The 26,238-nt window shown below is 47.7% G+C and carries 19 protein-coding genes, 17 tRNA genes and 3 rRNA genes; 34 read left to right on the forward strand and 5 right to left on the reverse strand.

Annotation, left to right across the window (positions count from 1 at the left end; translation table 11 throughout):
• Positions 1–383: 383 nt before the first annotated feature.
• Both MKY23_RS01605 and MKY23_RS01610 read left to right on the forward strand, forming a co-directional pair.
• Positions 384–584: a cold-shock protein gene (locus MKY23_RS01605; protein WP_024633772.1), complete on the forward strand. Its 201-nt coding sequence runs from the start codon at positions 384–386 to the stop codon at positions 582–584.
• Between the two features lie 185 nt (positions 585–769).
• Positions 770–997 carry a cold-shock protein gene (locus MKY23_RS01610; protein ID WP_090924970.1) on the forward strand — a complete coding sequence of 76 codons (228 nt, stop codon included), beginning with the start codon at positions 770–772 and terminating at the stop codon, positions 995–997.
• A gap of 210 nt (positions 998–1,207) precedes the next feature.
• On the opposite strand, the gene MKY23_RS01615 is transcribed toward MKY23_RS01610, so the two are convergent.
• Positions 1,208–1,573: a hypothetical protein gene (locus tag MKY23_RS01615; RefSeq protein WP_339834813.1), complete on the reverse strand. Its 366-nt coding sequence runs from the start codon at positions 1,571–1,573 to the stop codon at positions 1,208–1,210.
• Between the two features lie 163 nt (positions 1,574–1,736).
• Here MKY23_RS01615 and MKY23_RS01620 point away from each other — a divergent pair, with 163 nt between their 5' ends.
• On the forward strand, positions 1,737–2,468 hold the full coding sequence (locus MKY23_RS01620) for a class I SAM-dependent methyltransferase (RefSeq protein WP_154892210.1): 732 nt from the start codon (positions 1,737–1,739) through the stop codon (positions 2,466–2,468).
• A 60-nt stretch (positions 2,469–2,528) separates the two neighbouring features.
• Here MKY23_RS01620 and MKY23_RS01625 read toward each other — a convergent pair whose 3' ends face one another.
• Positions 2,529–3,173, reverse strand: coding sequence for a GntR family transcriptional regulator (locus MKY23_RS01625; protein WP_154960770.1), 645 nt, complete (start codon positions 3,171–3,173; stop codon positions 2,529–2,531).
• A 483-nt stretch (positions 3,174–3,656) separates the two neighbouring features.
• Between MKY23_RS01625 and MKY23_RS01630 the strand changes: the two genes are divergently transcribed.
• The 23 genes from MKY23_RS01630 to MKY23_RS01740 all read left to right on the forward strand — a co-directional run bounded on the left by MKY23_RS01630 (position 3,657) and on the right by MKY23_RS01740 (position 13,875).
• Positions 3,657–4,859, forward strand: a complete 1,203-nt coding sequence (locus MKY23_RS01630; protein WP_339834816.1) for an ornithine--oxo-acid transaminase — start codon at positions 3,657–3,659, stop codon at positions 4,857–4,859.
• A 57-nt stretch (positions 4,860–4,916) separates the two neighbouring features.
• Positions 4,917–5,897: an arginase gene (rocF, locus tag MKY23_RS01635; protein WP_339834818.1), complete on the forward strand. Its 981-nt coding sequence runs from the start codon at positions 4,917–4,919 to the stop codon at positions 5,895–5,897.
• 679 nt (positions 5,898–6,576) lie between these two features.
• Positions 6,577–8,132: ribosomal RNA gene (locus tag MKY23_RS01640) — 16S ribosomal RNA — on the forward strand.
• Positions 8,133–8,476: 344 nt separating this feature from the next.
• Positions 8,477–11,402 (forward strand): 23S ribosomal RNA (locus tag MKY23_RS01645).
• Between the two features lie 97 nt (positions 11,403–11,499).
• A 5S ribosomal RNA gene (rrf, locus tag MKY23_RS01650) occupies positions 11,500–11,616 on the forward strand.
• The 16S, 23S and 5S rRNA genes sit together here with 17 tRNA genes alongside, the layout of an rRNA operon.
• Before the next feature lie 56 nt (positions 11,617–11,672).
• A tRNA-Ile gene (locus tag MKY23_RS01655) sits at positions 11,673–11,746 on the forward strand.
• Between the two features lie 27 nt (positions 11,747–11,773).
• Positions 11,774–11,849: transfer RNA gene (locus MKY23_RS01660), tRNA-Ala, on the forward strand.
• Position 11,850: 1 nt separating this feature from the next.
• Positions 11,851–11,926: transfer RNA gene (locus MKY23_RS01665), tRNA-Asn, on the forward strand.
• A gap of 1 nt (position 11,927) precedes the next feature.
• Positions 11,928–12,019: transfer RNA gene (locus tag MKY23_RS01670), tRNA-Ser, on the forward strand.
• A 17-nt stretch (positions 12,020–12,036) separates the two neighbouring features.
• Positions 12,037–12,108 (forward strand) — tRNA-Glu (locus MKY23_RS01675).
• 44 nt (positions 12,109–12,152) lie between these two features.
• Positions 12,153–12,228: transfer RNA gene (locus MKY23_RS01680), tRNA-Val, on the forward strand.
• A gap of 15 nt (positions 12,229–12,243) precedes the next feature.
• Positions 12,244–12,317: transfer RNA gene (locus MKY23_RS01685), tRNA-Met, on the forward strand.
• Between the two features lie 28 nt (positions 12,318–12,345).
• Positions 12,346–12,423 (forward strand) — tRNA-Asp (locus MKY23_RS01690).
• Between the two features lie 19 nt (positions 12,424–12,442).
• Positions 12,443–12,518, forward strand: a tRNA-Thr gene (locus MKY23_RS01695).
• Positions 12,519–12,611: 93 nt separating this feature from the next.
• Positions 12,612–12,687: transfer RNA gene (locus MKY23_RS01700), tRNA-His, on the forward strand.
• A gap of 12 nt (positions 12,688–12,699) precedes the next feature.
• Positions 12,700–12,774, forward strand: a tRNA-Gln gene (locus MKY23_RS01705).
• An 8-nt stretch (positions 12,775–12,782) separates the two neighbouring features.
• Positions 12,783–12,855 (forward strand) — tRNA-Lys (locus MKY23_RS01710).
• A 12-nt stretch (positions 12,856–12,867) separates the two neighbouring features.
• Positions 12,868–12,955: transfer RNA gene (locus tag MKY23_RS01715), tRNA-Leu, on the forward strand.
• Positions 12,956–12,962: 7 nt separating this feature from the next.
• Positions 12,963–13,037 (forward strand) — tRNA-Gly (locus tag MKY23_RS01720).
• A 6-nt stretch (positions 13,038–13,043) separates the two neighbouring features.
• Positions 13,044–13,120, forward strand: a tRNA-Arg gene (locus MKY23_RS01725).
• Positions 13,121–13,135: 15 nt separating this feature from the next.
• A tRNA-Pro gene (locus tag MKY23_RS01730) sits at positions 13,136–13,209 on the forward strand.
• A gap of 12 nt (positions 13,210–13,221) precedes the next feature.
• Positions 13,222–13,292, forward strand: a tRNA-Gly gene (locus MKY23_RS01735).
• Between the two features lie 154 nt (positions 13,293–13,446).
• Complete coding sequence (locus MKY23_RS01740) at positions 13,447–13,875, forward strand: hypothetical protein (RefSeq protein ID WP_339834820.1); 429 nt, start codon at positions 13,447–13,449, stop codon at positions 13,873–13,875.
• A gap of 187 nt (positions 13,876–14,062) precedes the next feature.
• Here the strand turns inward: MKY23_RS01740 and MKY23_RS01745 are convergent, their stop codons facing one another.
• Positions 14,063–14,923: a CYTH domain-containing protein gene (locus MKY23_RS01745; RefSeq protein WP_339834822.1), complete on the reverse strand. Its 861-nt coding sequence runs from the start codon at positions 14,921–14,923 to the stop codon at positions 14,063–14,065.
• A gap of 138 nt (positions 14,924–15,061) precedes the next feature.
• Positions 15,062–15,979, reverse strand: a complete 918-nt coding sequence (locus MKY23_RS01750) for a LysR family transcriptional regulator (RefSeq protein ID WP_154892066.1) — start codon at positions 15,977–15,979, stop codon at positions 15,062–15,064.
• A gap of 393 nt (positions 15,980–16,372) precedes the next feature.
• On the opposite strand from MKY23_RS01750, the gene MKY23_RS01755 reads away from it, so the two are divergent.
• From MKY23_RS01755 to MKY23_RS01770, 4 genes are all read left to right on the forward strand, one after another.
• A complete protein-coding gene (locus MKY23_RS01755; protein WP_339834825.1) occupies positions 16,373–17,437 on the forward strand; it encodes an ABC transporter ATP-binding protein in 1,065 nt (354 codons plus the stop codon).
• A gap of 164 nt (positions 17,438–17,601) precedes the next feature.
• Positions 17,602–18,678 carry an ABC transporter substrate-binding protein gene (locus MKY23_RS01760; RefSeq protein ID WP_339839142.1) on the forward strand — a complete coding sequence of 359 codons (1,077 nt, stop codon included), beginning with the start codon at positions 17,602–17,604 and terminating at the stop codon, positions 18,676–18,678.
• A gap of 284 nt (positions 18,679–18,962) precedes the next feature.
• Positions 18,963–20,648, forward strand: a complete 1,686-nt coding sequence (locus MKY23_RS01765; protein ID WP_339834827.1) for an iron ABC transporter permease — start codon at positions 18,963–18,965, stop codon at positions 20,646–20,648.
• The gene (locus MKY23_RS01770) at positions 20,645–22,117 is read left to right on the forward strand and encodes an MBL fold metallo-hydrolase (RefSeq protein ID WP_339834829.1); all 1,473 of its coding nucleotides are present in this window, start codon (positions 20,645–20,647) and stop codon (positions 22,115–22,117) included. Before MKY23_RS01765 ends, MKY23_RS01770 begins: the two co-directional genes overlap by 4 nt.
• Positions 22,118–22,284: 167 nt before the next feature.
• On the opposite strand, the gene MKY23_RS01775 is transcribed toward MKY23_RS01770, so the two are convergent.
• Positions 22,285–22,950 carry a DUF4097 family beta strand repeat-containing protein gene (locus MKY23_RS01775; protein ID WP_339834831.1) on the reverse strand — a complete coding sequence of 222 codons (666 nt, stop codon included), beginning with the start codon at positions 22,948–22,950 and terminating at the stop codon, positions 22,285–22,287.
• Between the two features lie 183 nt (positions 22,951–23,133).
• Between MKY23_RS01775 and MKY23_RS01780 the strand changes: the two genes are divergently transcribed.
• From MKY23_RS01780 to MKY23_RS01795, 4 genes are all read left to right on the forward strand, one after another.
• Positions 23,134–23,292 (forward strand): hypothetical protein, encoded by a 159-nt coding sequence (locus MKY23_RS01780; protein ID WP_339834833.1) that lies wholly within the window; start codon positions 23,134–23,136, stop codon positions 23,290–23,292.
• 36 nt (positions 23,293–23,328) lie between these two features.
• Positions 23,329–24,087: a MerR family transcriptional regulator gene (locus tag MKY23_RS01785; protein ID WP_339834835.1), complete on the forward strand. Its 759-nt coding sequence runs from the start codon at positions 23,329–23,331 to the stop codon at positions 24,085–24,087.
• Positions 24,084–24,746, forward strand: a complete 663-nt coding sequence (locus tag MKY23_RS01790; RefSeq protein ID WP_339834837.1) for a GAP family protein — start codon at positions 24,084–24,086, stop codon at positions 24,744–24,746. The genes MKY23_RS01785 and MKY23_RS01790 overlap by 4 nt, the downstream gene beginning before the upstream one ends.
• 184 nt (positions 24,747–24,930) lie before the next feature.
• Positions 24,931–26,175 (forward strand): anhydro-N-acetylmuramic acid kinase, encoded by a 1,245-nt coding sequence (locus MKY23_RS01795; protein WP_339834839.1) that lies wholly within the window; start codon positions 24,931–24,933, stop codon positions 26,173–26,175.
• The last annotated feature ends 63 nt before the right edge of the window (positions 26,176–26,238 follow it).

Raw genomic sequence — 26,238 nt, forward strand, 5'->3', positions numbered from 1 at the left:
TAGTGGCCTGAGTATGATGGATATGCAAGACAGAACATTTTCACAGATCATGTATAAGTTGGATGGGAACTGCATATCCTTTCATAAGACCGCAGAAAGACGATCTTTCACAGGGGACAACACAGACTGATCATGGCATGAAGATAATAAACAGGTATTTCCAAAGCTGTTTGAAAAGAAAATACAATGATTTGCTTTTTGAATCAATTAGAGGTATACTAATAATCAAGTTGTACAGAGCAGAGTGGAAAACCTAATTCACATATTGTAAAGGGCGATCACTTATATTTTATGACTGGTACCTTTTTCAATGTGTGAATTTTTATTTGCTTGCTGCAAAGAACAAAGGAACATGTTAATCTTTATTTGGAGGTGTAATTCACATGCAAAACGGAACAGTAAAATGGTTCAACGCTGATAAAGGCTTCGGTTTCATCGAAGTTGAAGGCGGAGAAGATGTATTCGTACACTTCAGCGCTATTACAGGCGAAGGCTTCAAAACGCTGGACGAAGGTCAACGCGTGCAATTTAAAATTGTACAAGGAAACCGTGGTCCTCAAGCAGAAGAAGTTGTAAAACTGTAATTAAAGCATAGCTGCCTTTAACATGTTATAATGATAAAGGCAGCTTCTTTTTTTTGATTTATAGATGAAGTTGGCCCAACCGTTGTCGAGGCAGAAGTTCGGCGGATGTTACACTTCCGCTAAGCAGTGGCTTTTGTGAAATAACGTCAGTAAGATGTGTTTCCATAACAAAGGGGGTAGAAGTCATGTATAATCGCAAAAAACCGTTGGAAGAAATTCCACAAGCAGATGCGGCAATCTGGGAATGTACGAGTGATACGTGCAAAGGATGGATGCGGGACAATTTTGCGTTTGATACCGTACCTACTTGTCCAATATGTGCTTCTGAGATGGTGAGCACGACTAGGATGCTGCCATTGCTTGAGAATTCGAATAGTAACCTGAAAACGATGTCTAAAGGAAATCGGATTTAATATAGCTTACCCGCCTCTCGCGAGGTGTTTTTTTTTAGATAATGTGAACATCCGTGACTGAGGTAGGGAATTAAATAAGAACATCCTGGCATTCGTTTAAGGCGAATGCCTTTTTTGTTGCAGAAAAAAAGCCTCTTCATGTTCCGTAATTGGACAAGAAGAGGTTTTGTTGATTGCTCATATACATACAATAGCTGATTGTTTTGAGATTTAGATAAATAAGAATGGAAGAAGGAACAACGTAGCAATCAGGGCAACGTCATAGCCAGCTCCGTATCCGTAACCGCCATAACCACCATAACCACCGTACCCACCGCCATATGGGTAGCCACCATAAGCTGAGGATTTAGCTTTTCTGGCTGATGATAATTTCTTTTTACTTACTCTGCGCAGTTGTTGCTTGGATTGGACGGAAGACAGGCGCGGACCTTGAAAACATTCATTCAAGTAGACCTTCCCGTCCCGGCAACCTCCAAGTGTGCCATACATATGCGTGCCGTCTCTCATAACAAGACAGACAGGGCGTCCCACATGCGGTGACACTGTTTCTTCACAAACCGGATGAATTCTGTGCATGCATATCCCCCTCATAGTTGCGGTTTGCCGCCTGAAATCAACGGTTTGTATATCATAGTAAGAAACGAGTGGATTGGTATGGACGAGTACCCGGTTATCTCCATAGTCAGGAGCCGTTTTTCGGTTTGTTCCATAGACTGGAGGGAGGGAAGGAGGGGGAGTCATGGATTATCATGATTTGCTTGCTCGTTTAGGAGAAGGAAGTGCTCATCCTGGTGGATTTTCGGCCACACTGCAACTGCTTGATTCATTATCGCTTCCTGCTGGGGTTCATGTTCTGGAGATTGGGTGTGGTACGGGAAGAACAGCATGTTATCTGGCCCGTCAGGGGTACAACGTAACTGCAGTTGATCTGCACCGTCACATGCTGGATAAAGCGGTAAGGCGTGCGCGTAAAGAGCGGGTTGATGTGCGTTTTATTCAAGCTGACGCTACAGCATTACCCTTACCAGATCATCACGTGGACGTGGTGTTTATCGAATCGGTCACGATTTTCACCTCATGGCGCAGAGCACTGGCTGAGTACCGAAGAGTGCTAAAACCTGGAGGACTACTTGTCGATCGGGAAATGGTTTTATCGGGAAGGAAAACAGAGCTGATGAGTCGCAGACTGAAGCGATTTTATGGGATACGTACACTGGCAACGGTGTCAGCTTGGAAGAAACGACTGAGGGGATGCGGATTCTCCAAAGTTGAAGTGAAGGAGCAATCGCGTACAATGGGCAAGTGGGGAGTCGATCACGACCCTTTACGAGAGATGGATATGAACTGGATTGAGGATAAAAATATACAGCGAATGAGTCGTACCAATGACCGGTTGCTTCTGAGATACGGAAAAAGGCTGGGATATGCCGTATTTGCGGCTAGAGTTCCTACAGAAGCTGGGACGAATTAAAAAAGAGGCAACTCACCTTCGTTATGATGTGAGTTGCCTCTTACGTTTATAAGTAGTAGGTTACAGCATGTCGTTATCGATAATACGCCAGTGATGTTTGAGCAGTGCTTCCAGCTGTGGTTTGTCCTTCGCACGAAACGCACTTAAAATCTGTCTGTGCTCCTCATTGACTTCATGTAGCACCTCGGATAGTTTTGGCTTGTTATCACTGACATAGGATTGACGGATAAAGCTATTCTTAAGTGTGTTCAACATTTCGATGACGGTGGCGTTGCCGCAGCGCTGGATGTATAGGTTGTGAAACAGATACTGATCTTTGCTGTAGGCAGCCAGATCGAGTTGATTGATGTCTTCATCCATACGGGCGATCAGGGCTTCCATTTCTATAAGTTCTGACGCTTTGAGGTGATCCACTGCCAGCGTGGCGGCTAATGCCTCCAGTGCACCGATGGCCTGCGAGAATTCGAGCTTTTTGCTTGTGTCAAAAGGAGCAACAATGAATCCCCTGCGTGGGATATATTGCAATAGATTGTCAGAGGTCAACTGAAATAAAGCTTCCCGGGTAGGGGTACGACTGATATCCAGCTTTTTGCAAATTTCGGCTTCGTTAATCTTCTGGTTGGGAAGTAGCGTCCCGTCCTGAATCTTCTGAGCGATGTAATCGTAGACGTGATCTTTCAAGGAACGGTATTTAGGAACCTCCATACAAATTCTCCCTTCTATATGTATAGTGATGATCGATGGTTAATGAAGCCATACAGGGCGCGCTGTTCCGGGTGTTTCAAGTTTTTATCATCTTACCATCGAGGGGGGAGTTGGGCAAGCAAAGTTCACATGTGGGGAGATACATAAGTGGCAATGTTCAGTGAACATTTTTTGGAATTATAGTATGGAAATGATCGAAAAAGCGTTGTCATCCTCGTATGGGTTTGCTACTATTGAAGATATAAACAAGCGCATATCATACTATGTATATTGTATACAAAATTAAAATGGGTTCACACTGGTTCTTCATCCGAGGGCTATTGGTTCATCTTTAAGAAAGATAAAGCTATTTTGATATGTTGGAGTGCTGGTATACAAACAGGGCGGATGCGGAAAAAGAGGAAACAAGTCGTAAACGCGGATCAACTCGCATACACTGTTACTGTATTTTGTATACAATATTATGCGGAAGGTTGTGAAGGAATGCCAGATACCGAGATGTTCATTCAATGGTCGGAAACGTATGCTGCGCCTAATTATCATCCACTTCCCATCGTCATTGAACAGGCAGAAGGGGTGTGGGTAGAGGACCCTGAAGGCCGCCGATATATGGATATGTTAAGTGCGTATTCAGCACTGAATCATGGACATAGACACCCTGTCATCATTCAAGCGTTGAAAGATCAGGCAGACAAGGTCACATTGACATCACGGGCATTTCACAGCCATGCTGCAGCGATATTTTATCAAAAACTGTCCACGTTTACGGGTAAAGCCAAAATATTAGCTATGAATACAGGAGCAGAGGCGGTTGAAACAGCGATAAAGGCTGCACGCAGATGGGCATATCGTTGTAAGGGGGTACCTGAAAATCGTGCTGAAATTATTGTATGTTCTGGCAATTTTCATGGAAGAACCCTGACGGTTACTTCTTTTTCTTCATCTGCTGAATATAAAAAGGATTTTGGACCGTTCACACCTGGATTTCGAATTATCCCTTACGGTGATCTGGAGGCGTTGAGACAAGCGATCACACCGAATACGGCGGGTTTCCTTGTTGAGCCCATTCAGGGCGAAGCGGGAATTATTATTCCTCCAGCTGGATATTTGTCCGAGGCGTTTGAGATATGCAGACAGCAGCGAGTCTTGACCATGGCGGATGAGATCCAGACCGGATTTGGAAGAACGGGACGCCGATTCGCCTCTGATTGGGAGGGTGTCGAACCAGATATATGGATTATGGGCAAAGCTCTTGGGGGTGGTGTGATGCCGATTTCGGCGATCGCTGCCGGAGCAGACATCCTGGATCTGTTTGAACCGGGATCACACGGTTCTACGTTTGGGGGTAATCCACTTGCCTGTGCGGTAGCAGTTGCCGCTTTGGATGTTTTGGAAAATGAGCAGCTTGCGGAGCGGTCAGAGCGGCTGGGGAATTATTTTATGGAACAACTTCAAGGTATTCAGAGCTCTGCCATTCGGGAAATTCGGGGTAAAGGTCTATTCATTGGGGTTGAGCTCGATGGTCCTGCACGACCTTATTGCGAACGTCTGATGTCGGCGGGGTTACTTTGTAAAGAAACGCATGAAACAACCATTCGTTTTGCTCCCCCACTAACTATCAACGAATCTGAGATTGATTGGGCTATAGAGATCATTAAAGAAGTGCTTAGTGATGCTTCATCGTAAAGGTAAGGCGGCATCAGTGGACTATAATTCGACAACGATGAAAAGGAGCGATACTTTATGAAGAATGAGGATGTTTTGGCTTCGCGGGAGCAAGGGATACCAAATGTATCTGGTCAGGACACTCGCCATGTTGAGACTCATCAACAAGAAGTGGCTCTGATTAAAGTTCCTTTTGGATTAGCTGGTGCTAGAAATGGGGCCGAGTTAGGCCCCGATGAACTGATCACCGCAGGGTTGAAGCGTGAAATTGCGAGTTTGGGGTTTCTCTTGAATAGAGAGGTGCGTGTGGATTGCCCTACACAATCAGCAACTTCACTTGGGCGCAAGACGGTAAAGTATCTGAATGAGGTTCAGCAGGTCAGTGAGCATGTGTGTCAAGAAGTAGCATCTGCTCTTGAAGAGGGAGCCTTTCCAGTTGTGCTTGGGGGAGACCATAGTGTAGCCATCGGTACTTTGGCCGGGTTAACTGCTCATTACAGCAATTTAGGTGTGATCTGGTTCGATGCTCATGCAGACTTGAATACCGAAGAACATAGCTTGACTGGGAATATGCATGGAATGAGCGTGGCTGCGTTTCTGGGGCATTCGGCTTTTAATTTGTCACAGATCAGAGGTGCTGGTTCCTTTGTGAATCCGTCCAATCTGGTGTATATCGGACTTCGTGATCTGGATGAGTACGAGAAGGAGCAGATCAGAGCATTGGGCATTCGAGCTTTTACGATGCATGATATTGATCGAATGGGGATGCAACACGTCATTGATCAGGCGATGATGATTGCGGGAGATGGGACGGACGGTATTCATGTTAGCTTTGACATGGACTGCCTTGATCCGCGTGAAGCGCCAGGGGTGGGGACACCTGTACCGGGTGGGTTGAGTTATCGAGAAGCGCATTTTGCAATGGAGTGTTTAGCTACGAGCAACCAGGTTGTATCTATGGAATTGGTCGAAGTGAACCCGCTACTTGATCAGAACCGGCATACGGCACGGCTTGGTGTTGGATTAATTGCATCTTTGTTAGGGAAATCTATTCTATAGAAGGAAGCGGAAAGTGCTCAGAGGGAACAGGTGTGATCTATAAGGTATGTTGCAGGGGAGTTGTGTTATTGGTCGGTCGAAATATTTTGCTGATCATATAAGCGGCTTCCCTGTATTTATTACGTTAATAAATGTTGTGGTACAGCTGTGATCGTTCGTCTGATGTCATATTACAGTTTCTATCCGGTTTCGGTTTGTGGAATGAGCGCGACGTCGTGAGTGTATTACACAGCTTCATAAGTTGGATATGGTGTCTTAAAGTTCATGTGTATAATGATATAAGTCTAGTTTGATATGAGGGAATCTGATGAAATTGTATATTTTTAAAATAAGTATTGCATTGTTATGTCATACATGGTATATTCTAATTCCGGCCAAGAAAACACAGCTTACACGGTGCGGCAAGCCATTGAAAACAAGCTTCGAAAGAAACTTGAAAAAAGAACTTGCAAAGTTGGTTCGGACATGATATTATATAAGAGTTGCTGAAACGAACTGATTTCGGTAGCGAGAACAAGTTTGATCTTTGAAAACTGAACAACGAGTGAGTAAACATTCTGCTTGCAGAATGACGTGAAGGTTTTTGGTACATGCCATCTGGCTGTATGGAAACTGGAACACAAATGAGATTTTTAATCTCGTCAGATTCAAAATGAGCTTATCGCTCTTTTCAATAACTTTATTGGAGAGTTTGATCCTGGCTCAGGACGAACGCTGGCGGCATGCCTAATACATGCAAGTCGAGCGGACTTGAAGAGAAGCTTACTTCTCGGATGGTTAGCGGCGGACGGGTGAGTAACACGTAGGCAACCTGCCCTCAAGCTTGGGACAACTACCGGAAACGGTAGCTAATACCGAATACTTGTTTTCTTCGCCTGAAGAGAACTGGAAAGACGGAGCAATCTGTCACTTGGGGATGGGCCTGCGGCGCATTAGCTAGTTGGTGAGGTAACGGCTCACCAAGGCGACGATGCGTAGCCGACCTGAGAGGGTGATCGGCCACACTGGGACTGAGACACGGCCCAGACTCCTACGGGAGGCAGCAGTAGGGAATCTTCCGCAATGGGCGAAAGCCTGACGGAGCAATGCCGCGTGAGTGATGAAGGTTTTCGGATCGTAAAGCTCTGTTGCCAGGGAAGAACGCTTGGGAGAGTAACTGCTCTCAAGGTGACGGTACCTGAGAAGAAAGCCCCGGCTAACTACGTGCCAGCAGCCGCGGTAATACGTAGGGGGCAAGCGTTGTCCGGAATTATTGGGCGTAAAGCGCGCGCAGGCGGTCATGTAAGTCTGGTGTTTAATCCCGGGGCTCAACCCCGGATCGCACTGGAAACTGCGTGACTTGAGTGCAGAAGAGGAGAGTGGAATTCCACGTGTAGCGGTGAAATGCGTAGAGATGTGGAGGAACACCAGTGGCGAAGGCGACTCTCTGGGCTGTAACTGACGCTGAGGCGCGAAAGCGTGGGGAGCAAACAGGATTAGATACCCTGGTAGTCCACGCCGTAAACGATGAGTGCTAGGTGTTAGGGGTTTCGATACCCTTGGTGCCGAAGTTAACACATTAAGCACTCCGCCTGGGGAGTACGGTCGCAAGACTGAAACTCAAAGGAATTGACGGGGACCCGCACAAGCAGTGGAGTATGTGGTTTAATTCGAAGCAACGCGAAGAACCTTACCAGGTCTTGACATCCAACTAACGAAGCAGAGATGCATCAGGTGCCCTTCGGGGAAAGTTGAGACAGGTGGTGCATGGTTGTCGTCAGCTCGTGTCGTGAGATGTTGGGTTAAGTCCCGCAACGAGCGCAACCCTTATATTTAGTTGCCAGCACTTCGGGTGGGCACTCTAGATAGACTGCCGGTGACAAACCGGAGGAAGGTGGGGATGACGTCAAATCATCATGCCCCTTATGACCTGGGCTACACACGTACTACAATGGCCGGTACAACGGGCTGCGAAATCGCGAGATGGAGCCAATCCCAACAAAGCCGGTCTCAGTTCGGATTGCAGGCTGCAACTCGCCTGCATGAAGTCGGAATTGCTAGTAATCGCGGATCAGCATGCCGCGGTGAATACGTTCCCGGGTCTTGTACACACCGCCCGTCACACCACGAGAGTTTATAACACCCGAAGTCGGTGGGGTAACCGCAAGGAGCCAGCCGCCGAAGGTGGGATAGATGATTGGGGTGAAGTCGTAACAAGGTAGCCGTATCGGAAGGTGCGGCTGGATCACCTCCTTTCTATGGAGAATCGTCTTCTGCAATGAAGACATTCAAATCTAAAATCTAGCCAGGTCGGCTAGTTACTCACTCGTTGCTCAGTTTTGAGAGCTCAAACTCTCAAAACTTCTCGTTTGTTCGACCGACACATCCGTGAACGGCCCGAACGAAACGATTTGTTCTTTGAAAACTAGATATCGAAACGAAACAAACGCGAATTAGAACATTCCTTTTTAGCTGAACTTGTGTATAACAAGTTTCAATAAAAACGGTAGATAATGCAATTGCGATGGTATCGGTTGGGAGCGACTTTTGGCTTTGCGCAAGCAAAACAAGGGAAGCGAGCAGTCGAAACCGGAGCATATGGTTAAGCTACTAAGAGCACACGGAGGATGCCTAGGCGCTAGGAGCCGATGAAGGACGTGGCGAACAACGAAACTGCCTCGGGGAGCTGTAAGCAAGCTTTGATCCGGGGATGTCCGAATGGGGAAACCCAGCTGGGGTAATATCCAGTTACTCTTGTCTGAATACATAGGGCAAGTAGAGGCATACCAGGGGAACTGAAACATCTAAGTACCCTGAGGAAGAGAAAACAATAGTGATTCCGTCAGTAGCGGCGAGCGAACGCGGAGAAGCCCAAACCAGAGAGCTTGCTCTTTGGGGTTGTGGGACGTCTCACATGGAGTTACAAAGGAACCGGTTAAGCGAAGAGGTCTGGAAAGGCCCGCCAAAGAAGGTAAAAGCCCTGTAATTGAAAGTCTGTTCCCTCCGAGACGGATCCCGAGTAGTGCGGGGCACGTGAAACCCCGTATGAATCCGGCAGGACCATCTGCCAAGGCTAAATACTTCCTAGCGACCGATAGTGAAGCAGTACCGTGAGGGAAAGGTGAAAAGCACCCCGGAAGGGGAGTGAAATAGAACCTGAAACCGTGTGCTTACAAAAAGTCAGAGCCCGTTTTAGGGGTGATGGCGTGCCTTTTGTAGAATGAACCGGCGAGTTACGTTCCCGTGCAAGGTTAAGGTGAAGAGCCGGAGCCGCAGCGAAAGCGAGTCTGAATAGGGCGAGTGAGTACGTGGACGTAGACCCGAAACCGGGTGATCTACCCCTGTCCAGGGTGAAGGTGCGGTAACACGCACTGGAGGCCCGAACCCACGCATGTTGAAAAATGCGGGGATGAGGTGGGGGTAGCGGAGAAATTCCAATCGAACTCGGAGATAGCTGGTTCTCCCCGAAATAGCTTTAGGGCTAGCCTCGGAAAACAGAGTCGTGGAGGTAGAGCACTGATTGGGTGCGGGGCCCGCAAGGGTTACCAAGCTCAGTCAAACTCCGAATGCCATAGACTTACTTCCGGGAGTCAGACAGTGAGTGCTAAGATCCATTGTCAAAAGGGAAACAGCCCAGACCATCAGCTAAGGTCCCCAAGTGTGTGTTAAGTGGGAAAGGATGTGGAGTTGCACAGACAACCAGGATGTTGGCTTAGAAGCAGCCACCATTGAAAGAGTGCGTAATAGCTCACTGGTCGAGTGACTCTGCGCCGAAAATGTAACGGGGCTAAACACACCACCGAAGCTATGGCTTGATGCTTTGCATCAGGGGTAGGGGAGCGTTGTATAAGGGTTGAAGGTGTACCGTAAGGAGCGCTGGACATTATACAAGTGAGAATGCCGGTATGAGTAACGAAAAGATCAGTGAGAATCTGATCCGCCGAAAGCCTAAGGGTTCCTGAGGAAGGCTCGTCCGCTCAGGGTAAGTCGGGACCTAAGGCGAGGCCGAAAGGCGTAGTCGAAGGACAACAGGTCGAAATTCCTGTACCACCGTAAATCGTTACGAGCGATGGGGGGACGCAGTAGGGTAGTGACGCAGACTGATGGATGTCTGTCCAAGCAGTAAGGCTGGTTAGTAGGCAAATCCGCTAACCGTAAGGCTGAGCTGTGATGGGGAGTGAAAATTACAGTAGCGAAGGTCATGATCTCACACTGCCAAGAAAAGCCTCTAGCCAGATGAAGGTGCCCGTACCGCAAACCGACACAGGTAGGCGAGAAGAGAATTCTAAGGCGCGCGGAAGAACTCTCGTTAAGGAACTCGGCAAAATGACCCCGTAACTTCGGGAGAAGGGGTGCCCCGGTAGTGTGAATAGCACGAGGGGGCCGCAGTGAAAAGGCCCAAGCGACTGTTTAGCAAAAACACAGGTCTGTGCGAAGCCGTAAGGCGAAGTATACGGGCTGACGCCTGCCCGGTGCTGGAAGGTTAAGGGGAGTGGTTAGGAGCAATCCGAAGCTGTGAACCGAAGCCCCAGTAAACGGCGGCCGTAACTATAACGGTCCTAAGGTAGCGAAATTCCTTGTCAGGTAAATTCTGACCCGCACGAATGGCGTAACGACTTGGGCGCTGTCTCAACGAGAGATCCGGTGAAATTTTAATACCTGTGAAGATGCAGGTTACCCGCGACAAGACGGAAAGACCCCATGGAGCTTTACTGCAGCTTGATATTGAATTTGGGTACGATCTGTACAGGATAGGTGGGAGCCTTTGAAGCGTGAGCGCCAGCTTGCGTGGAGGCACCGTTGGGATACCACCCTGATCGTATCTAGGTTCTAACCTGGTACCGTAAACCGGTGCGGGGACAGTGTCAGGTGGGCAGTTTGACTGGGGCGGTCGCCTCCTAAAGAGTAACGGAGGCGCCCAAAGGTTCCCTCAGAATGGTTGGAAATCATTCGAAGAGTGCAAAGGCATAAGGGAGCTTGACTGCGAGACCTACAAGTCGAGCAGGGACGAAAGTCGGGCTTAGTGATCCGGTGGTACCGCATGGAAGGGCCATCGCTCAACGGATAAAAGCTACCCTGGGGATAACAGGCTTATCTCCCCCAAGAGTCCACATCGACGGGGAGGTTTGGCACCTCGATGTCGGCTCATCGCATCCTGGGGCTGAAGTAGGTCCCAAGGGTTGGGCTGTTCGCCCATTAAAGCGGTACGCGAGCTGGGTTCAGAACGTCGTGAGACAGTTCGGTCCCTATCTGTCGTGGGCGTAGGAAATTTGAGAGGAGCTGTCCTTAGTACGAGAGGACCGGGATGGACGTACCGCTGGTGTACCAGTTGTTCCGCCAGGAGCACCGCTGGGTAGCTATGTACGGACGGGATAAGCGCTGAAAGCATCTAAGCGTGAAGCCCCCCTCAAGATGAGATTTCCCAGTATGTAAGACCCCTTGAAGACGACGAGGTAGATAGGCTGGGGGTGGAAGTGCAGTAATGCATGGAGCTGACCAGTACTAATCGGTCGAGGGCTTATCCAATAGCAAGTTTTAAATCGCGTACGTTTCGTTTCGAATCTAGTTTTCAGAGAACAATAACTCTGATGAATGGAAGAAGCTATGCTTCGATCCAATCGCGTTTGGTGGCGATGGCGGAGGGGTTCCACACGTACCCATCCCGAACACGACCGTTAAGCCCTCTAGCGCCGATGGTACTTGGACCGCAGGGTCCTGGGAGAGTAGGACGCCGCCAAGCGATTCCCTTTGGGGTATTTTTTTTGCCCCCTCGTTAGGGATATGGGATGTATATGTGGGCCTTTAGCTCAGTTGGTTAGAGCGCACCTCTGATAAGGGTGAGGCCGGTGGTTCGAGTCCACCAAGGCCCATAGTAACTTCATAAGAAATACATGAATGGGGCCATAGCTCAGCTGGGAGAGCGCCTGCCTTGCAAGCAGGAGGTCAGCGGTTCGATCCCGCTTGGCTCCACCATTCCCTGATAGCTCAGTTGGTAGAGCACTCGACTGTTAATCGAGTTGTCACAGGTTCGAGTCCTGTTCGGGGAGCCATGGAGAGGTGTCCGAGCTGGCCGAAGGAGCACGATTGGAAATCGTGTAGGCGTCACAAGCGTCTCGAGGGTTCGAATCCCTCTCTCTCCGCCATAATTCTTTTTTAGTGAGGCCCGTTGGTCAAGGGGTTAAGACACCTCCCTTTCACGGAGGTAACAGGGGTTCGAATCCCCTACGGGTCATAGTTATTTTAATAACTAAAGAGTGGGATAAGAATCCCAAAGATGGAGGCTTAGCTCAGCTGGGAGAGCATCTGCCTTACAAGCAGAGGGTCGGGGGTTCGATCCCCTCAGCCTCCACCATATAATTTTTGATGACGCGGGGTGGAGCAGCCCGGTAGCTCGTCGGGCTCATAACCCGAAGGCCGCAGGTTCAAATCCTGCCCCCGCAATTGTAGCTTTCCTAACCGAAAGTGATCTGGAACCGTGGTGTAGTTGGCCTAACATGCCTGCCTGTCACGCAGGAGATCGCGGGTTCGAATCCCGTCGGTTCCGCCATTTTAATACTTTACACCTTGCCGGTGTAGCTCAACTGGTAGAGCAACTGACTTGTAATCAGTAGGTTGGGGGTTCAAGTCCTCTCGCCGGCACCATTTTAGTATTTTGCAATTAGAGGTATATCAGTTGTATAATATAGGCTCTGATGGTAATACTAAAATACTCATGCAATATTGTTTTACTTTATGGCGATCGTGGCGAAGTGGTTAACGCACCGGTTTGTGGATCCGGCATTCGGGGGTTCAATTCCCCTCGATCGCCCCATAGTTTTCTTATTGGGGATTAGCCAAGCGGTAAGGCAACGGACTTTGACTCCGTCATGCATAGGTTCAAATCCTATATCCCCAGCCATTTACTATGAGTCATTAGCTCAGTTGGTAGAGCACCTGACTTTTAATCAGGGTGTCGAAGGTTCGAATCCTTCATGACTCACTTTCATATTTTGCGGTCGTGGCGGAATTGGCAGACGCGCACGGTTCAGGTCCGTGTGGGCTAACCCCCCGTGGAGGTTCGAGTCCTCTCGACCGCACCATATATTTGCGGAAGTGGCTCAGCGGTAGAGCATCGCCTTGCCAAGGCGAGGGTCGCGGGTTCGATTCCCGTCTTCCGCTCCAATATTTGCGCCCTTAGCTCAGCTGGATAGAGCGTTTGACTACGAATCAAAAGGCCGGGAGTTCGAATCTCTCAGGGCGCGCCATTATTTCCTTTATATCGGGATGTAGCTCAGCTTGGTAGAGCACCTGGTTTGGGACCAGGGGGTCGCATGTTCAAATCGTGTCATCCCGATTTTTCGTTTATGCGGGTGTAGTTCAATGGTAGAACTTTAGCCTTCCAAGCTAATAGCGTGGGTTCGATTCCCATCACCCGCTTACGATTTAAAGAGTTCTTGCATAATGCAAGAGCTTTTTTTTTATTATTATTAGTGAGTAACAATTGGCTTATACGGATCAAGTGAACCATATGATGAAATTTTGTGGTAATCTATTCTTAATAAACATTAGAAAAGATACAGGAGGGTATTAAATGGGTCCTTTTCTTGTCTTAGTAATGATCGTGATAATTATTTTTGGTATAACCCAAACGAGAAAATCGAACAGATTAAAGAAAAAATATGGTGCAGCATTACATTCAGTCGGAATTCATCATTCAGGTCTACCTCAGGTGCCGGAGGGTAAGAAAGTGGATGTACTACCAGGTAACGGAAACTTATACATACAAGCAGATCAACAAATATTCGAGCTGTCACTAAGTAAAGTGAGTGGCGTACATCACCCTAACCAACGAGAAGTAATGAAATTCCAAAGTTTTCTGATTATTGGTTACCATATGAACGGCAGACATCGAAAAATAAAATTAGCTTTTTTTAAGTCTGCAGTAGCTAAAACATTTTTATGGGAGATCGAGAGACAGTTGTTCACTAATAACTCAAGTAATGGGGTAATTCGATTGTAATTCGTGATCGCTTAGTTTTAGTGGTGTAGAATATACATAGTTAATATATATCCTCCGGAAAAAGAACATTATCTTGTGAAAGCTAATTTTTAAATTATCGGATAAATATGATGAAAATCAAAAGCTCCTCCTGCTTCTATCTAAAGAAGCAGGAGGAGCTTTTGTTTCTACTGCATATCGCTCTACATTAATACCGTTCCAGGATGGTCTGTGTTTTCAGACCGTCGGCAGGGATCAACCAGTTTTTGTTTTGAAGCAATTGTAGTAATTGGTTACGTAGACCAGATACGGTTGCTGCGTCATCTGTTTTGAATGAAACCTCGACGATATTTTCAATACCCGTACCTGCTGCGTTGCGAATCGGCCATACTTCCAGGGTAAGCTCCTGACCGTTCCATGTACCTTCATACCGTTGGAAGGTGATTGGGCCATAGGCACGGGCCTGTGTAAGTTGTTGTTTGCCCCAGTTGGAGGCAGACCAGTTTTTTAATTTACCGGGAAGCTTGTCCAGTAGCAGGTTCAAGGCATCCTTTTCGGAAGGCAACTGTGTGCCAGTTGTTTTGGTGTCTACTTTTTTCGTGTTGGAGAAGCTAAGTGTTTGTTTACCGTATCCCCAGTCAATTTCAGCCTCGTAGTTATCATCTGATGAATCGAAGCCTTCCTGATTTGCAAGTGTCAGTGCTGCATTGATATCCCCGTTAATGACAGGATAACGCTTCTTGTAGGTTAATTCGAAGTTGTTTTTATCATCCTTTTTGCGAAAACGGACGTTCCAACCTTGGGCATCCAATCCGAGAGCATTGGTGTCAAAGTAATCCACATTGATATTTCGTGGTGTAGCGTTAAGCCCCAGGGTCTGGATGACCTCACTGCGCGGTGTTCCATTGGCGTTTAACACAAGCTCCGGCTTGGCGAGGAACTTCACTTCATAAGCGGGAACGGCGTTGGCAGCGGCTGAAGCCTGCGGCGTATCCAGAAATGTTAGTCCACTTCCCAGGGTGACGATGCTGAGCATCAACGAGGCGGTTACTTTTTTCCACTTTTTCAAAACCAATCACTCTCCTAATCTGGATTAACGTACAGACCCCACTTTACCGTGCAAGTTTCTGAATACGATTAACGGGAAGCGCACATTACGTTAACCTTGCATAGATTTCATGAATGGCCCGCGATAGTTTATATAGGTTCAACCGATAGGCTGATGGAGTAAAGGCTGTGTGTTCATAACTTCGTGTAGAACTTCGATGAACCGATTGACCTGAACAGAAGGGTGGCGATCCTTGTTATGAACGGTATAAATATGGCGTGGTGCCTGCTCCCCCGGAATGGGAAGCACCTGAATAAGACCCTGCTGTTCCTCCCACTGAACGGCCATCCGCGACATGAAGGAGATGTGACCGCCAAGTAACACAAGCTGTTTGATCGCTTCCAGGGAATCCATCTCCACGGTGCTCCGCAGCCGGATATCGTGCTGTACAAGCCAGTGGTTGGTCAGCCTTCGCGTACTGGACTCATCACCGTGTAAAGCAAAAGGCACCTGTGCAATATCCTCAGGATGCAACGATTCTTTCTGAGTCAGCCCATGTTGCGGAGAGCAGATGAGCACAAGATCGTCCTCACATAACGTTTCGGCGTGTAATACCGACCCAACAAAAGGTTCGGATGAGATGATGCCCAGATCAAGTTGATGCCGGATGACCATCTCGCGGATAACCGGGGCTGGTTTGACAGACAACAACATCCGAATACCCGGAAACTCTTGAGAAAACGTATGAAGCATCGCGGGTAGCAGATAGGTAGCTGGAACATAACTTGCTCCAATATGGAGCGTACCCCGGTACAGGCTGTCGTATTCCTTGACGACGCGGCGGGCCTCCTGGGTCAGGGCATTGATTTTGACACTATAATGAAGCAAGGCTTGTCCAGCTTCGGTCAGAAATGTTTTTCCACTGCGAGATTCGAATAAACGAACCCCCATCTCCTCTTCCAGTGACTTCATATGAAACGTAACCGTTGGTTGCTTGATGCCCAGAATCTCGGCCACACTTGTCATATGATGATATTTGTCGATCAGTTCAACAATTTGTAATTTGATCAGGTTCATGTTTCTCCCACACTCCTCTGTTCTACAACTTCGCGGTATGTATAATAATCCGATTCCTCCATGGAAAGCACATAGAAAATTCAATGAAAGATCATACCGTGTCTATCTATAGATTTAATCTATGAACATCAACAGAATTCATCTAAAAAGTTAATTCTCATTTTACAAACATAACAAACAACTCTTGAAAGCGAGCGCTAGACTGAAAACAGTACAAGAGCAGTTTAAAGGGGATAAGCTCAAGCAGATCAATATTAGCTAGATAAGCTAAGCCAGAGCAACAGCAACAGAAGAAATCGAAATAACGGAGAAACACGATAACAGAGTAAAACAAGAGAGTAGTTCAAGGGATACGCAAAAAAAGTTTAGTAAAGAGGACAGGCAGGGGTGCTTATGAAACTGGAGTTAACAGGAATTCAAAAATCATTTCATCAAACGCCTGCACTATTGCCCACGGATCTGACGCTTGAACACGGAAAATTCACCACTTTGCTTGGCCCTTCGGGTTGCGGCAAAACGACGTTGCTCCGCATGATTGCCGGGCTGGAACAGCCGGATGCGGGGGAGATTCGTGCAGATGGGGAGTACTTCTACTCTACAGCAAAGCGGATTGATAAACCGACACACAAGCGTAATCTGGGCATGGTGTTTCAGGATTTTGCATTATGGCCGCATATGACGGTATATGAAAATGTAGCTTTTGGCTTGAAAGCAGGCAAACAGAAGTCTGATCTGCGGCAAAAGGTGAATGAAGCACTTGGCATGGTTCGCCTGCAAGGCATGGAAGATCGGTATCCTCATCAGCTGTCGGGTGGACAGCAGCAGCGGGTTGCTTTTGCCAGGGCGGTAGCGGTGAAGCCGGGTGTTATCTTGTTTGATGAGCCGCTGAGTGCACTGGATGCTGTGCTGCGAGAAGAGATGCGGATTGAGATGATGTCACTGGTACGCGATATGGGACTCACTGCCCTGTATGTGACACATGATCAGATTGAGGCCATGTCGATGTCAGATGAGATCGTGGTGATGCAGAAGGGGCGGATTTTGCAAAAAGGTACCCCGGAAACGATCTACTCTGCGCCAAGTGACTCTTATGTCGCATCGTTTATCGGAAAGTCCAATTGGCTTACGCCAAACGAATCCATGGTTCGGCCGGAACATGTCACCTGGAACAAAACAAGCCACGATGATCTGGGCTACCCCGGAATTATTCTCAGCGTCAGCTATGTGGGAGAACGCTACGAGGTACGTGTGCAGATGGAAGGACTGGGCGTGTGGACAGCATATGCGAATCATAGATTAAGCGTTGGAGAGAAAGTTCAGCTCTATGTATCGCCAGAACGAATCTGCCGAATGCATGATGCGCAGAGCCAGGAGGGCAGTCCAAAGCTGGATATGAAACATGATATGAAGCCGAATGCTAGTGTTAAACAGCGAGAAGTGATCGCCGTAGCTCGATAGATAGCGACTTACAATGAACTACAGCGACAAAGCTTTTCAAAACGTAAAGCACAATGAAATGAAGACAATAAAAGAAAAAAATAAAGAAGATATGATCGATGAAGAAATGGAAGCAAACACTTGCAGTTTTACTCTAATTCGAATCTAAGGGAGCTGGAATGGACATGTTCGGTATGAAATCAAGTAAAAAGAGTGCAACACTTTTATTAACAGCAGTGATGAGTCTGAGTCTATTCGGATGTAGCACGGGGAATACAACGACTGGAAACACAGCACAGCCCGCAGGGGAAGGAAATGCAGCAGCGGCAGCGGAAGCGCCGAACAAAGCAGCAGGCGGCAAACTGGTATTGTACAGTGCAGGTCCACAGAAGCTGGCAGACAATATCGTGAATGGATTTACAGCGAAGACAGGCATTGAGGTCGAGATGTTCCAGGGAACGACGGGTAAAATTTTGGCTCGTATGGAGGCGGAAAAAGCCAATCCGGTAGCAGATGTCGTTATTCTGGCTTCCTTGCCTTCGGCACAAGCTCTGAAAGCGGATGGACTCACATTGCCATATCCGGAAGCCGCGAATGCGGACAAGCTGAATAAGGAATGGTCGGATGCAGACGGAAATTATTTTAGCAGTAGTGCATCTGCACTGGGCATCGTGTATAACAGCAAACTGGTGGCAACGCCGCCTACAAGCTGGGCTGAACTCGCAACATCCGCATGGAAAGATAAAGTGAATATTCCTGATCCGACCCTATCTGGCTCCGCACTTGATTTCATTACAGGTTACCTGAGCGCCAATGGTGAAAAAGGATGGAATCTGCTGGACGCCTACAAAGCGAACGGTGTAGCGATGGCAGGAGCGAATCAGGAAGCCCTTGACCCGGTGATTACGGGTGCGAAAAGCATTGTGGCAGCAGGTGTAGACTATATGGCTTATTCCGCCAAAGCCAAAGGGGAACCGCTGGATATCGTATACCCTGAAGAGGGTACAGTGATCAGCCCAAGACCGGCGGCCATTCTGAAATCCAGCCCTAACGTAGAGAATGCCAAAGCATTTATCGACTACCTGTTGTCGGATGAAGCACAGAAGCTGGTTACAGATGCATACCTGATTCCAGGACGCGAAGATATCGAAGCAACCAACCGTGCCAACGTGAAGGATATTCCGCAACTGAAAGTGGATTGGAACTGGATGAGCGAGCATGGTGATGAAACCGCAGCACGTTTCTCCGAAACTTTTAAATAAGTGGACGTATGAGTGCTATGGATAAGCTGACTAATGAGATTTTTTAAAGAAACGGAGAGGACAGAAAAAAACTGGAGAAGCGAAGCGTTCGCCTTTATCACCGGATTTTCCCTTTAATAAAGGGAATCAAAAAATCTGGGGATAACAGCGATTGGAAGGTTATTCTGTCATCGGAGTGTTAGTATAAATCATCTTTATTCAGCTTATGGAAGAACAAATACAGAAACGGTGGACAACAGGTGATGCTGCTGTCTTGATGTGGAAAGTCATGTGAGGTGAGCGTAGTGAAACCTGTTGTAACAGATAACAACCGTATTTTTCGGAGAGTGGGGGTGGTGTTGGCCCTCTTTCTGCTGACAATTAGCATTGGTGTGCCGCTGTTACTCATCTTCTGGCAAAGTGTGTACCCGAACGGGCAATGGGATTGGATGGCCCCGCTCCGCACGATTACGGGGCATCATCTATCCGGTGTGTTGCTGAATTCCGTGTGGTTGGGCATCTGCGTGGTGGCGATGACAACACTACTGGCGTTACCGCTTGCCTGGATGATGTCCAAAACCCGAATGGGAGAGCATCGCTGGGTGGATGTCATCCTGATGATTCCGTTCATGACCCCGCCGTATATCGGCTCCATGGGATGGATTCTGTTTATGCAAAAAGGGGGATACCTCCAGCAATGGATACCCTCCTCTGCGAACTGGACGGAGCTGTTCTTCAGCTTCTGGGGCATGGTGATGATCATGAGTCTGCACTTGTTCCCCTTCCTCTACTTGTTGCTACGTGATGCGTTAATCCGCATCGGCGGTAATTTGGAAGAAGCGGGAGCCGTGCACGGTGGGCGTGCCGGATACCGATTCAGACGGATTATTTTACCCTTATTGCTGTCATCTTACGGGATGGGAATTATGCTTGTTTTTGTCAAAACGATTGCGGAGTTCGGCACACCCGCGACCTTCGGGCGCAAAATCGGCTACTATGTGATGACTTCCGAGATTCATAAATACATCTCCAGCTGGCCGATCGACTTCGGTAAGGCGACTTCACTGGCATCGGTGTTGCTGTCCGTCTGTCTGGTTATGTGGTACATGCAGTCAGCAATCAGCCGGAAGTTCACATATCGGTTGGTAGGCGGTAAAGGACAACGCTCGAAGCGCTATTCTTTGCGGGGGTGGGCAGGATGGTTATGCGGTGCATATCTTGCCATTTTGCTCATTCTATCCATCGGAATCCCGTATTTCTCGATCATAGCGGCATCCACGATGAAGCTACGGGGAGTAGGACTTGCGCTGGACAATCTGACATTGGAACACTATCGGGAATTGTTATCTTGGGATTCAGTAAGTATGAAGGCGATCGGTAACAGTCTCGGATTATCTCTGGCAGCTTCTACGGTGGCAGTAATCATTGGTACGGGGTTTGCGCTGGCCATTGGCAAGTCATCTTCGTTCATGCAGCGGGTCATCGACTTGTTCAGTCTGCTACCAAACACGGTGCCGGGTATTGTTATGGTAGTTGGTCTGATTCTGTTCTGGAACTCGCCTTGGATGCCCGTGACGCTGTATAACACGTATGGGATGGTGGTGCTTACGTATGTTGTGCTGTTCCTGCCATATACCGTGCAATATGTAAAATCAAGCTTTACCCAAATCGATGGCACGTTGTTTCAGGCGGGTCAGGTGTTTGGCGGTAAGCCGCTGTATATTCTGCGGCGCATCCTTGTTCCGCTGATCCTGCCCGGTATGCTGGCGGGCTGGATGATGACCTTTACGATTGCGACCCGAGAATTGGTCGGCTCGCTTCTGATTCTTCCGCCGTCGATGCAGACGTCGGCGACGTATATTTTTGCCCAGTTTGAACAGGGTCAGGTGTCACTTGGTATGGCGATGGCTGTGGTAACCGTCGGAATGACGGTGCTAATGTTACTCGGAATTGAAATGCTGAATTCAAAGAGAAAGTGGAATGCTTCATGATCAAACTGAATGTATGGGGCGGTGCGGGCGAGCACGGACGTTCCGCCTATCTGCTTAGCGGGAGCCGTTACCGGCTGTTGCTGGACTGTGGTGTGAAAAAAGAAGGCAACGGCGAATATCCGCTCATCGAACCGGAGGTTGTGCCACAACTGGATGCGGTGTTATTATCCCATGCCCATGAGGATCACTCCGTTGCCATCCCACTACTTTACAAGCTGGGGTATACGGGTGAAGTGTGGACAACACGCGAGACGAAAGAGCAGTTAACAACTTACTTTCGATCATGGCGTAACAATATGGAACGTGCAGGTCAATCTTTGCCCTATGATGAAGTAGATGAAAAACGGATTCGCTATCGATTTTTAGAGGATGAGGCTGAGCGTGAGTACTGGTTTGAATTGTTACCTGGTATATCGGTCATGTGGGGACGTACTGGACATTTGGCTGGATCAGTCTGGTTCGGGCTGGAAATGGAAGACAAGCGAATACTGTACTCTGGTGATTACACGTTGGAGTCTATGCTATTACAGGCAGATGATGTAGCTGACGGGTTCAGGCAGGCTGATCTGAAGAGGCAGAGACTGAAAGAAGTCATGCCCGTTGCTTCTGTGGCAGGTGGAGCTCAACATTTGTCCTTGTCCAGCAACGCATCCGTTACGAGTAGCAGGCAAGCCGTGGAGTATGCTCCTTTGGAAGTACAAATGGAACCTGTCATCAGACTGGATTTGGCTATTATCGATGCAGCCTACGGAACAGATCGTGATGCTCAGGCAGACAAGTTACAGCAGCTGGAAAGTGCCATCCAGAATGCTCTTCATCAAGGGGGTAAGGTGCTCTTGCCCATGCCTGCGGTTGGCCGAGGACAGGAACTGATTCTGTGGGCACAACATCGTTTTGCAGATGTACCTTTGATTGTGGAGCAGAGGCTTGTAGATGGCATGAAGCAGTTGCATCGTGCATCTTTTTGGCTTAGAGAGCTGGAAGGTGAAGTCACCGAAAGTGCGCCTGCTCATAGGATTGCAACATTTCTGAGCGGAGAGGGCTGGGAAAGCGTGAGTACACCCGAAGAGCGGACAACGTTGCTTGAAAAATATGAAGCTTCGCTCTGGTTCATTCCGGATGGCATGATGCAGTCTTCACTCGCACGCTGGTATTACGGGATGTGGGCACCTGAAGTGCAAAATCTGATTTTGCTTACGGGACATACTTCTGCCGGTACATTCGCACATCAATTGCTCGAAAGTCCTGAGCAATACGGCACATGCAGGGTGGAAAAGGTCCGATACAAGGTTCATCAAGGATGGCATGATGTGGAGCGGATGTTGAACCGGGTCTCCGCCCGGCACAACGTGCTGGTTCATACCGATATTGCAGAGACAGGGCGGCTAAGACAGGGATTGCTCGCTGAACAATTTCGATCGGGTACAGATATTGATCTATTATCTCCTGGGGATGAGTTAATTTTTTGAAGAATAGCTTAACGATCATCTCAGTTTTGATTTCGAAAGGATACGGACAAAGAATAGCTTTAACAGCCAGAAAGGCACCTCGTGTGCCTTTTTTGTCGTATGGCTAAACTATTATTTTTTTCAATTTCTAAGGAAGCGTCTGTCCTAAGGGGGATGGCCTGCTCTTACTATTGAACCTGAATATTACCTGATCGAGTTATCACGTGTATTTGATGTGTTCCCTGACCTGTAACCCCTTGTGATATATGTTTATTTTCGTTCATCTGCCGCCATTCAAGAGCAAAAGAACGCCTTCCGCTACGGGATTCGAGTGTCCAACTTACATCAGGTACAGGCTCCGCGATCCTTAGCGATATCTTACCACTGGTGGAGGCAAGGCGAATATCTGAAACAATACGGTCTGCGGTCAGTTCAATGGAGCCGCTAGTTCCATCCACTACCAGACTATTCTGAGGCCGAATGATGTTTACGCTTCCGGACGAACTGTTGATCTGCAGACTCCCCTTATAATGTAGAGGGATTTTGACGACCATGACGGGCTTATTGGCCAAGTTAAAGATGCGAAACAGATGATTGTTGGCTGCGATTCGAATGTGTTGCTGGCTTCGTTCTATTGTGAAAGCAGGTTTACGATCAGGAGCAGTACTGGACACTTCCAACGAATCAAGGTCGGATATGGTTTCTATGGTTACGGGAGTGCTGCCATTATCAATAGAAATGACTTTAGCTGTACCAAGAGGGGTGGTCTGATTGTCTGTAAAAGGGGCATGAGGCGGATTGCAGGATACCAGAATGAGAAGCATACAAAGCCACACAGGCCAAACTTTCTTCATTAAATCACCTCGTAATAAGAAATGGATTAGGAACAGGGTATGTTCATCCATCGTACAAGATGACGTTACGTAAGGATCAAGTTTTTTTGCATAATGATTAGGAGTTGAAGCTGACGTTACGTCATTTTATATAATAGTCACAAGTCAAAAAGGTCTTGTTTTGCAAATAGAGGAGGTGCGAACATGAAAACTGGGGATGTCCTCATATACAGTTGTGTTATCATCGGGGCAGGCATCGGACTAATCATGGATTATGTATTTCCAGGTGTATTAATCGGGTTGGGTGCTGGTTATCTTCTGAAATATGTGTGGTCTGGAGAACGGAAAAACAAAGATACCTGAGCGAATTGTACAGGATGCCTGAGAGGTGAATGAACGTTGTATATTCATATTAATGAACTTGCACGTAAGACGGATATTACTGTAAGAACACTGCGATATTATGATTCAATCGGTCTTTTAAAGCCATCCTCTAAGACTGATGGTGGTCACCGTTTGTATGTAGAGAACGATCTAAAGAAGCTTCAGCAGATTCAGTTTCTCAAAGATTTGGGTTATGCGCTCAAAGATATCCAGGAGATGTTATCGGATGCGTCTTGGAATTGGGAACATTCTTTGCGTAATCAGCTGGATTACATTGTAGAAGAGCAACAACGGCTGAAATCGATGGAGGTATCGATCAGGGAGATGTTGCACAGCTTAGTGCTGGAGCAGGGAGATCAGCATGAAGCGATCGAAAAGCTGATTCAACTCTCCAAACCCAATGTTGCCAAGCGGCCTTCTTTAAGAGAGGAATTATTTAGTCATGATGAAATGATGATGTGGCGGAAGTTACCACGGATGCGAGCAAACGACCCCCATTCGCTGGAGTGGATTGCACTGCTTGGGCAGCTTAAGAGTCATATGCATGAACCGCCTAAACATGAGAAAGTACAGAACATTATCAGGCGAATGATGGAGAAGCAACGAGAGGACTTCGCAGGGCAGGATGATTTTTTAAACAAACTATGGGAGGCGAGGAAATCGGCTGAAGTTTCCGAAGAGCTTGGCTTTTACCCCTTGGAGCCTGAACTTTTAGATTATATGGAGGCGGCCTATGACATTTTTATAACCAACGAAGGTGAAACAGCTGAATGAATGCTGAAATGTTGCTCTATGTTGGAGGTCTCGCATTTCTGGATATGTTAAGCCCAACACTTCTGGGGGTAACCGTCTATTTGATGGCGTTGGGGCAAAGACAATTCGGTTCGCGATTGGCTGTGTATTTGCTGACCGTTACGGTACTATACTTTCTCCTTGGCTGTATACTTATGCTGGCGATGGAGTTTGTACAAGATTATTTGAGTTCCTTTTTCCATAACAAGATTGCAAGTTGGTCGATATTTATCATTGGTGCGTTGTTGTTTGTGGTAAGTTTCTGGATTAAACCCAATTCTCGAAAAAATAATCGAATCCATTTTTTACGCTCTACTGGTACTGTGGGAGTAGTCTTAATGGGGTCTACAACGTTTTTGCTGGAAGCAGGCACAGCCTTACCATATTTCGGTGCAGTAGGTCTCATGACGAGTAAGGGGCTCTCATGGTTGGAGTGGTTGCCGATACTAATCAGTTACAATATTTTGATGATTATGCCGTCTGTGCTGATCTATCTGCTGTACACTTGGATCGGGTCATTCATTCAATACCACTTGGAGAAGTTGCATCGTAAGCTGGTTGAACATTCAGACTCTATGCTCTCGTGGGTTATGTGCATAGCTGGACTTATTCTTATTTTCAACGTACTCGATTATTTGTAGCGTTTCGTCTATGTAGTAGAAAGAGCAGATATAAGAAATATGGAGTGCGAGATAAAAGAAGTGTATGGGTGTGTAATTAAATTTCAAGGTATAATTGACTTGTGAAATTTTGTATCATATACTGATTGAAATATGGACAGGACGGGGCAGGTGGAGCATCCGGTCTAGGGAGGTTGGCATACGTATGGACACACGAGGAGATATCAGCAGTTACCCGATGTGGGCAAAGTACCGTTCTAAACGGGAGCACCTGGTGATTGGATTGATGTCTGGAACGTCGCTGGATGGAACGGATGCGGCACTGGTACATATTCAAACCGATGAGAGCGGAGCAATGCAACGGCTTGAACTTATTGATTTTGTCTGTACACCATATACGAATGAGCTCAGAGAGAAGTTGATTCGCTTATGTTCTCCCGAAACAGCTCGTGTTGATGAGCTGACAACAGCCCATTTCGGTGTATCCGAATGGTATGCACAGAGTGTACAGGAGCTGCTGCAATCCGCTGGTGTCTCAAGCAGCCAAGTCGATGTAATCAGCATGCATGGGCAGACAATCTGGCATGCACCGGTGCCTTCTGCGTTTCCAAGCCCATTGGGTACCGGCAGTATGAAAGTAAGCTCTACACTGCAAATCGGCGAGTGTGCTGTAGTAAGAGAGCGCACCGGGCTGCCCGTTATTGGTAATCTGCGTGCACGTGATATGGCTGCAGGCGGAGAAGGTGCTCCGCTGACGCCCTATGCAGATGCATTAATGTTCCGTAGTGTTACGGAAGGACGTCTGGTGCAGAACATTGGCGGGATCGGCAATGTGACTGTGCTTCCGTCAGGATCATCCGAGACGGAGGTTTCGGCTTTCGACACAGGACCAGGGAATATGGTGATAGATGCACTGGTTCGTCATGCTACCGAAGGGAAGCAGCATTACGATCCTAATGGAAGTATAGCAGCGAAGGGAACCGTGCACCCCGAGCTGGCCGCATACTGCTTGAATGATGAGTACTTTCGTCGACAACCGCCCAAGAGTACCGGACGTGAAGTTTATGGTGCAGATTATGCCAAACGACTTATGGAATTTGCGGCTTTGCATGATCTGTCACTGGAAGATCTGTTAGCTTCCGCAACTTGGCTTACAGCAGAAACAATTGTACGGGCGATTGAGGATTTTGTGCTGCCCAAGACGTCAATCTCGGCAATGCTTACCTGCGGCGGGGGAACGTCCAATGACACATTAATGAAGATGATTCGGCTAAGACTTCCAGAATCCATACGTCTGGAGCGTACAGCAGATTACGGTGTTCCGGATGATGCCAGGGAAGCGATGGGGTTTGCGCTGCTTGGACATGAGGCTTTGATGGGTAGAACCAATACACTTCCTCGTGTAACAGGTGCGGCACACGCTGTTATTTCGGGACATCTGACTCTGTAGTGGCCATTGAATTGCCAAGGTAAGCTGTGTCTCCCGTTAGACGTGGCCATAAATATGAGATAA

This window comes from Paenibacillus sp. FSL R7-0272, assembly GCF_037969905.1.
In the GTDB taxonomy this organism is placed as follows: domain Bacteria; phylum Bacillota; class Bacilli; order Paenibacillales; family Paenibacillaceae; genus Paenibacillus; species Paenibacillus polysaccharolyticus.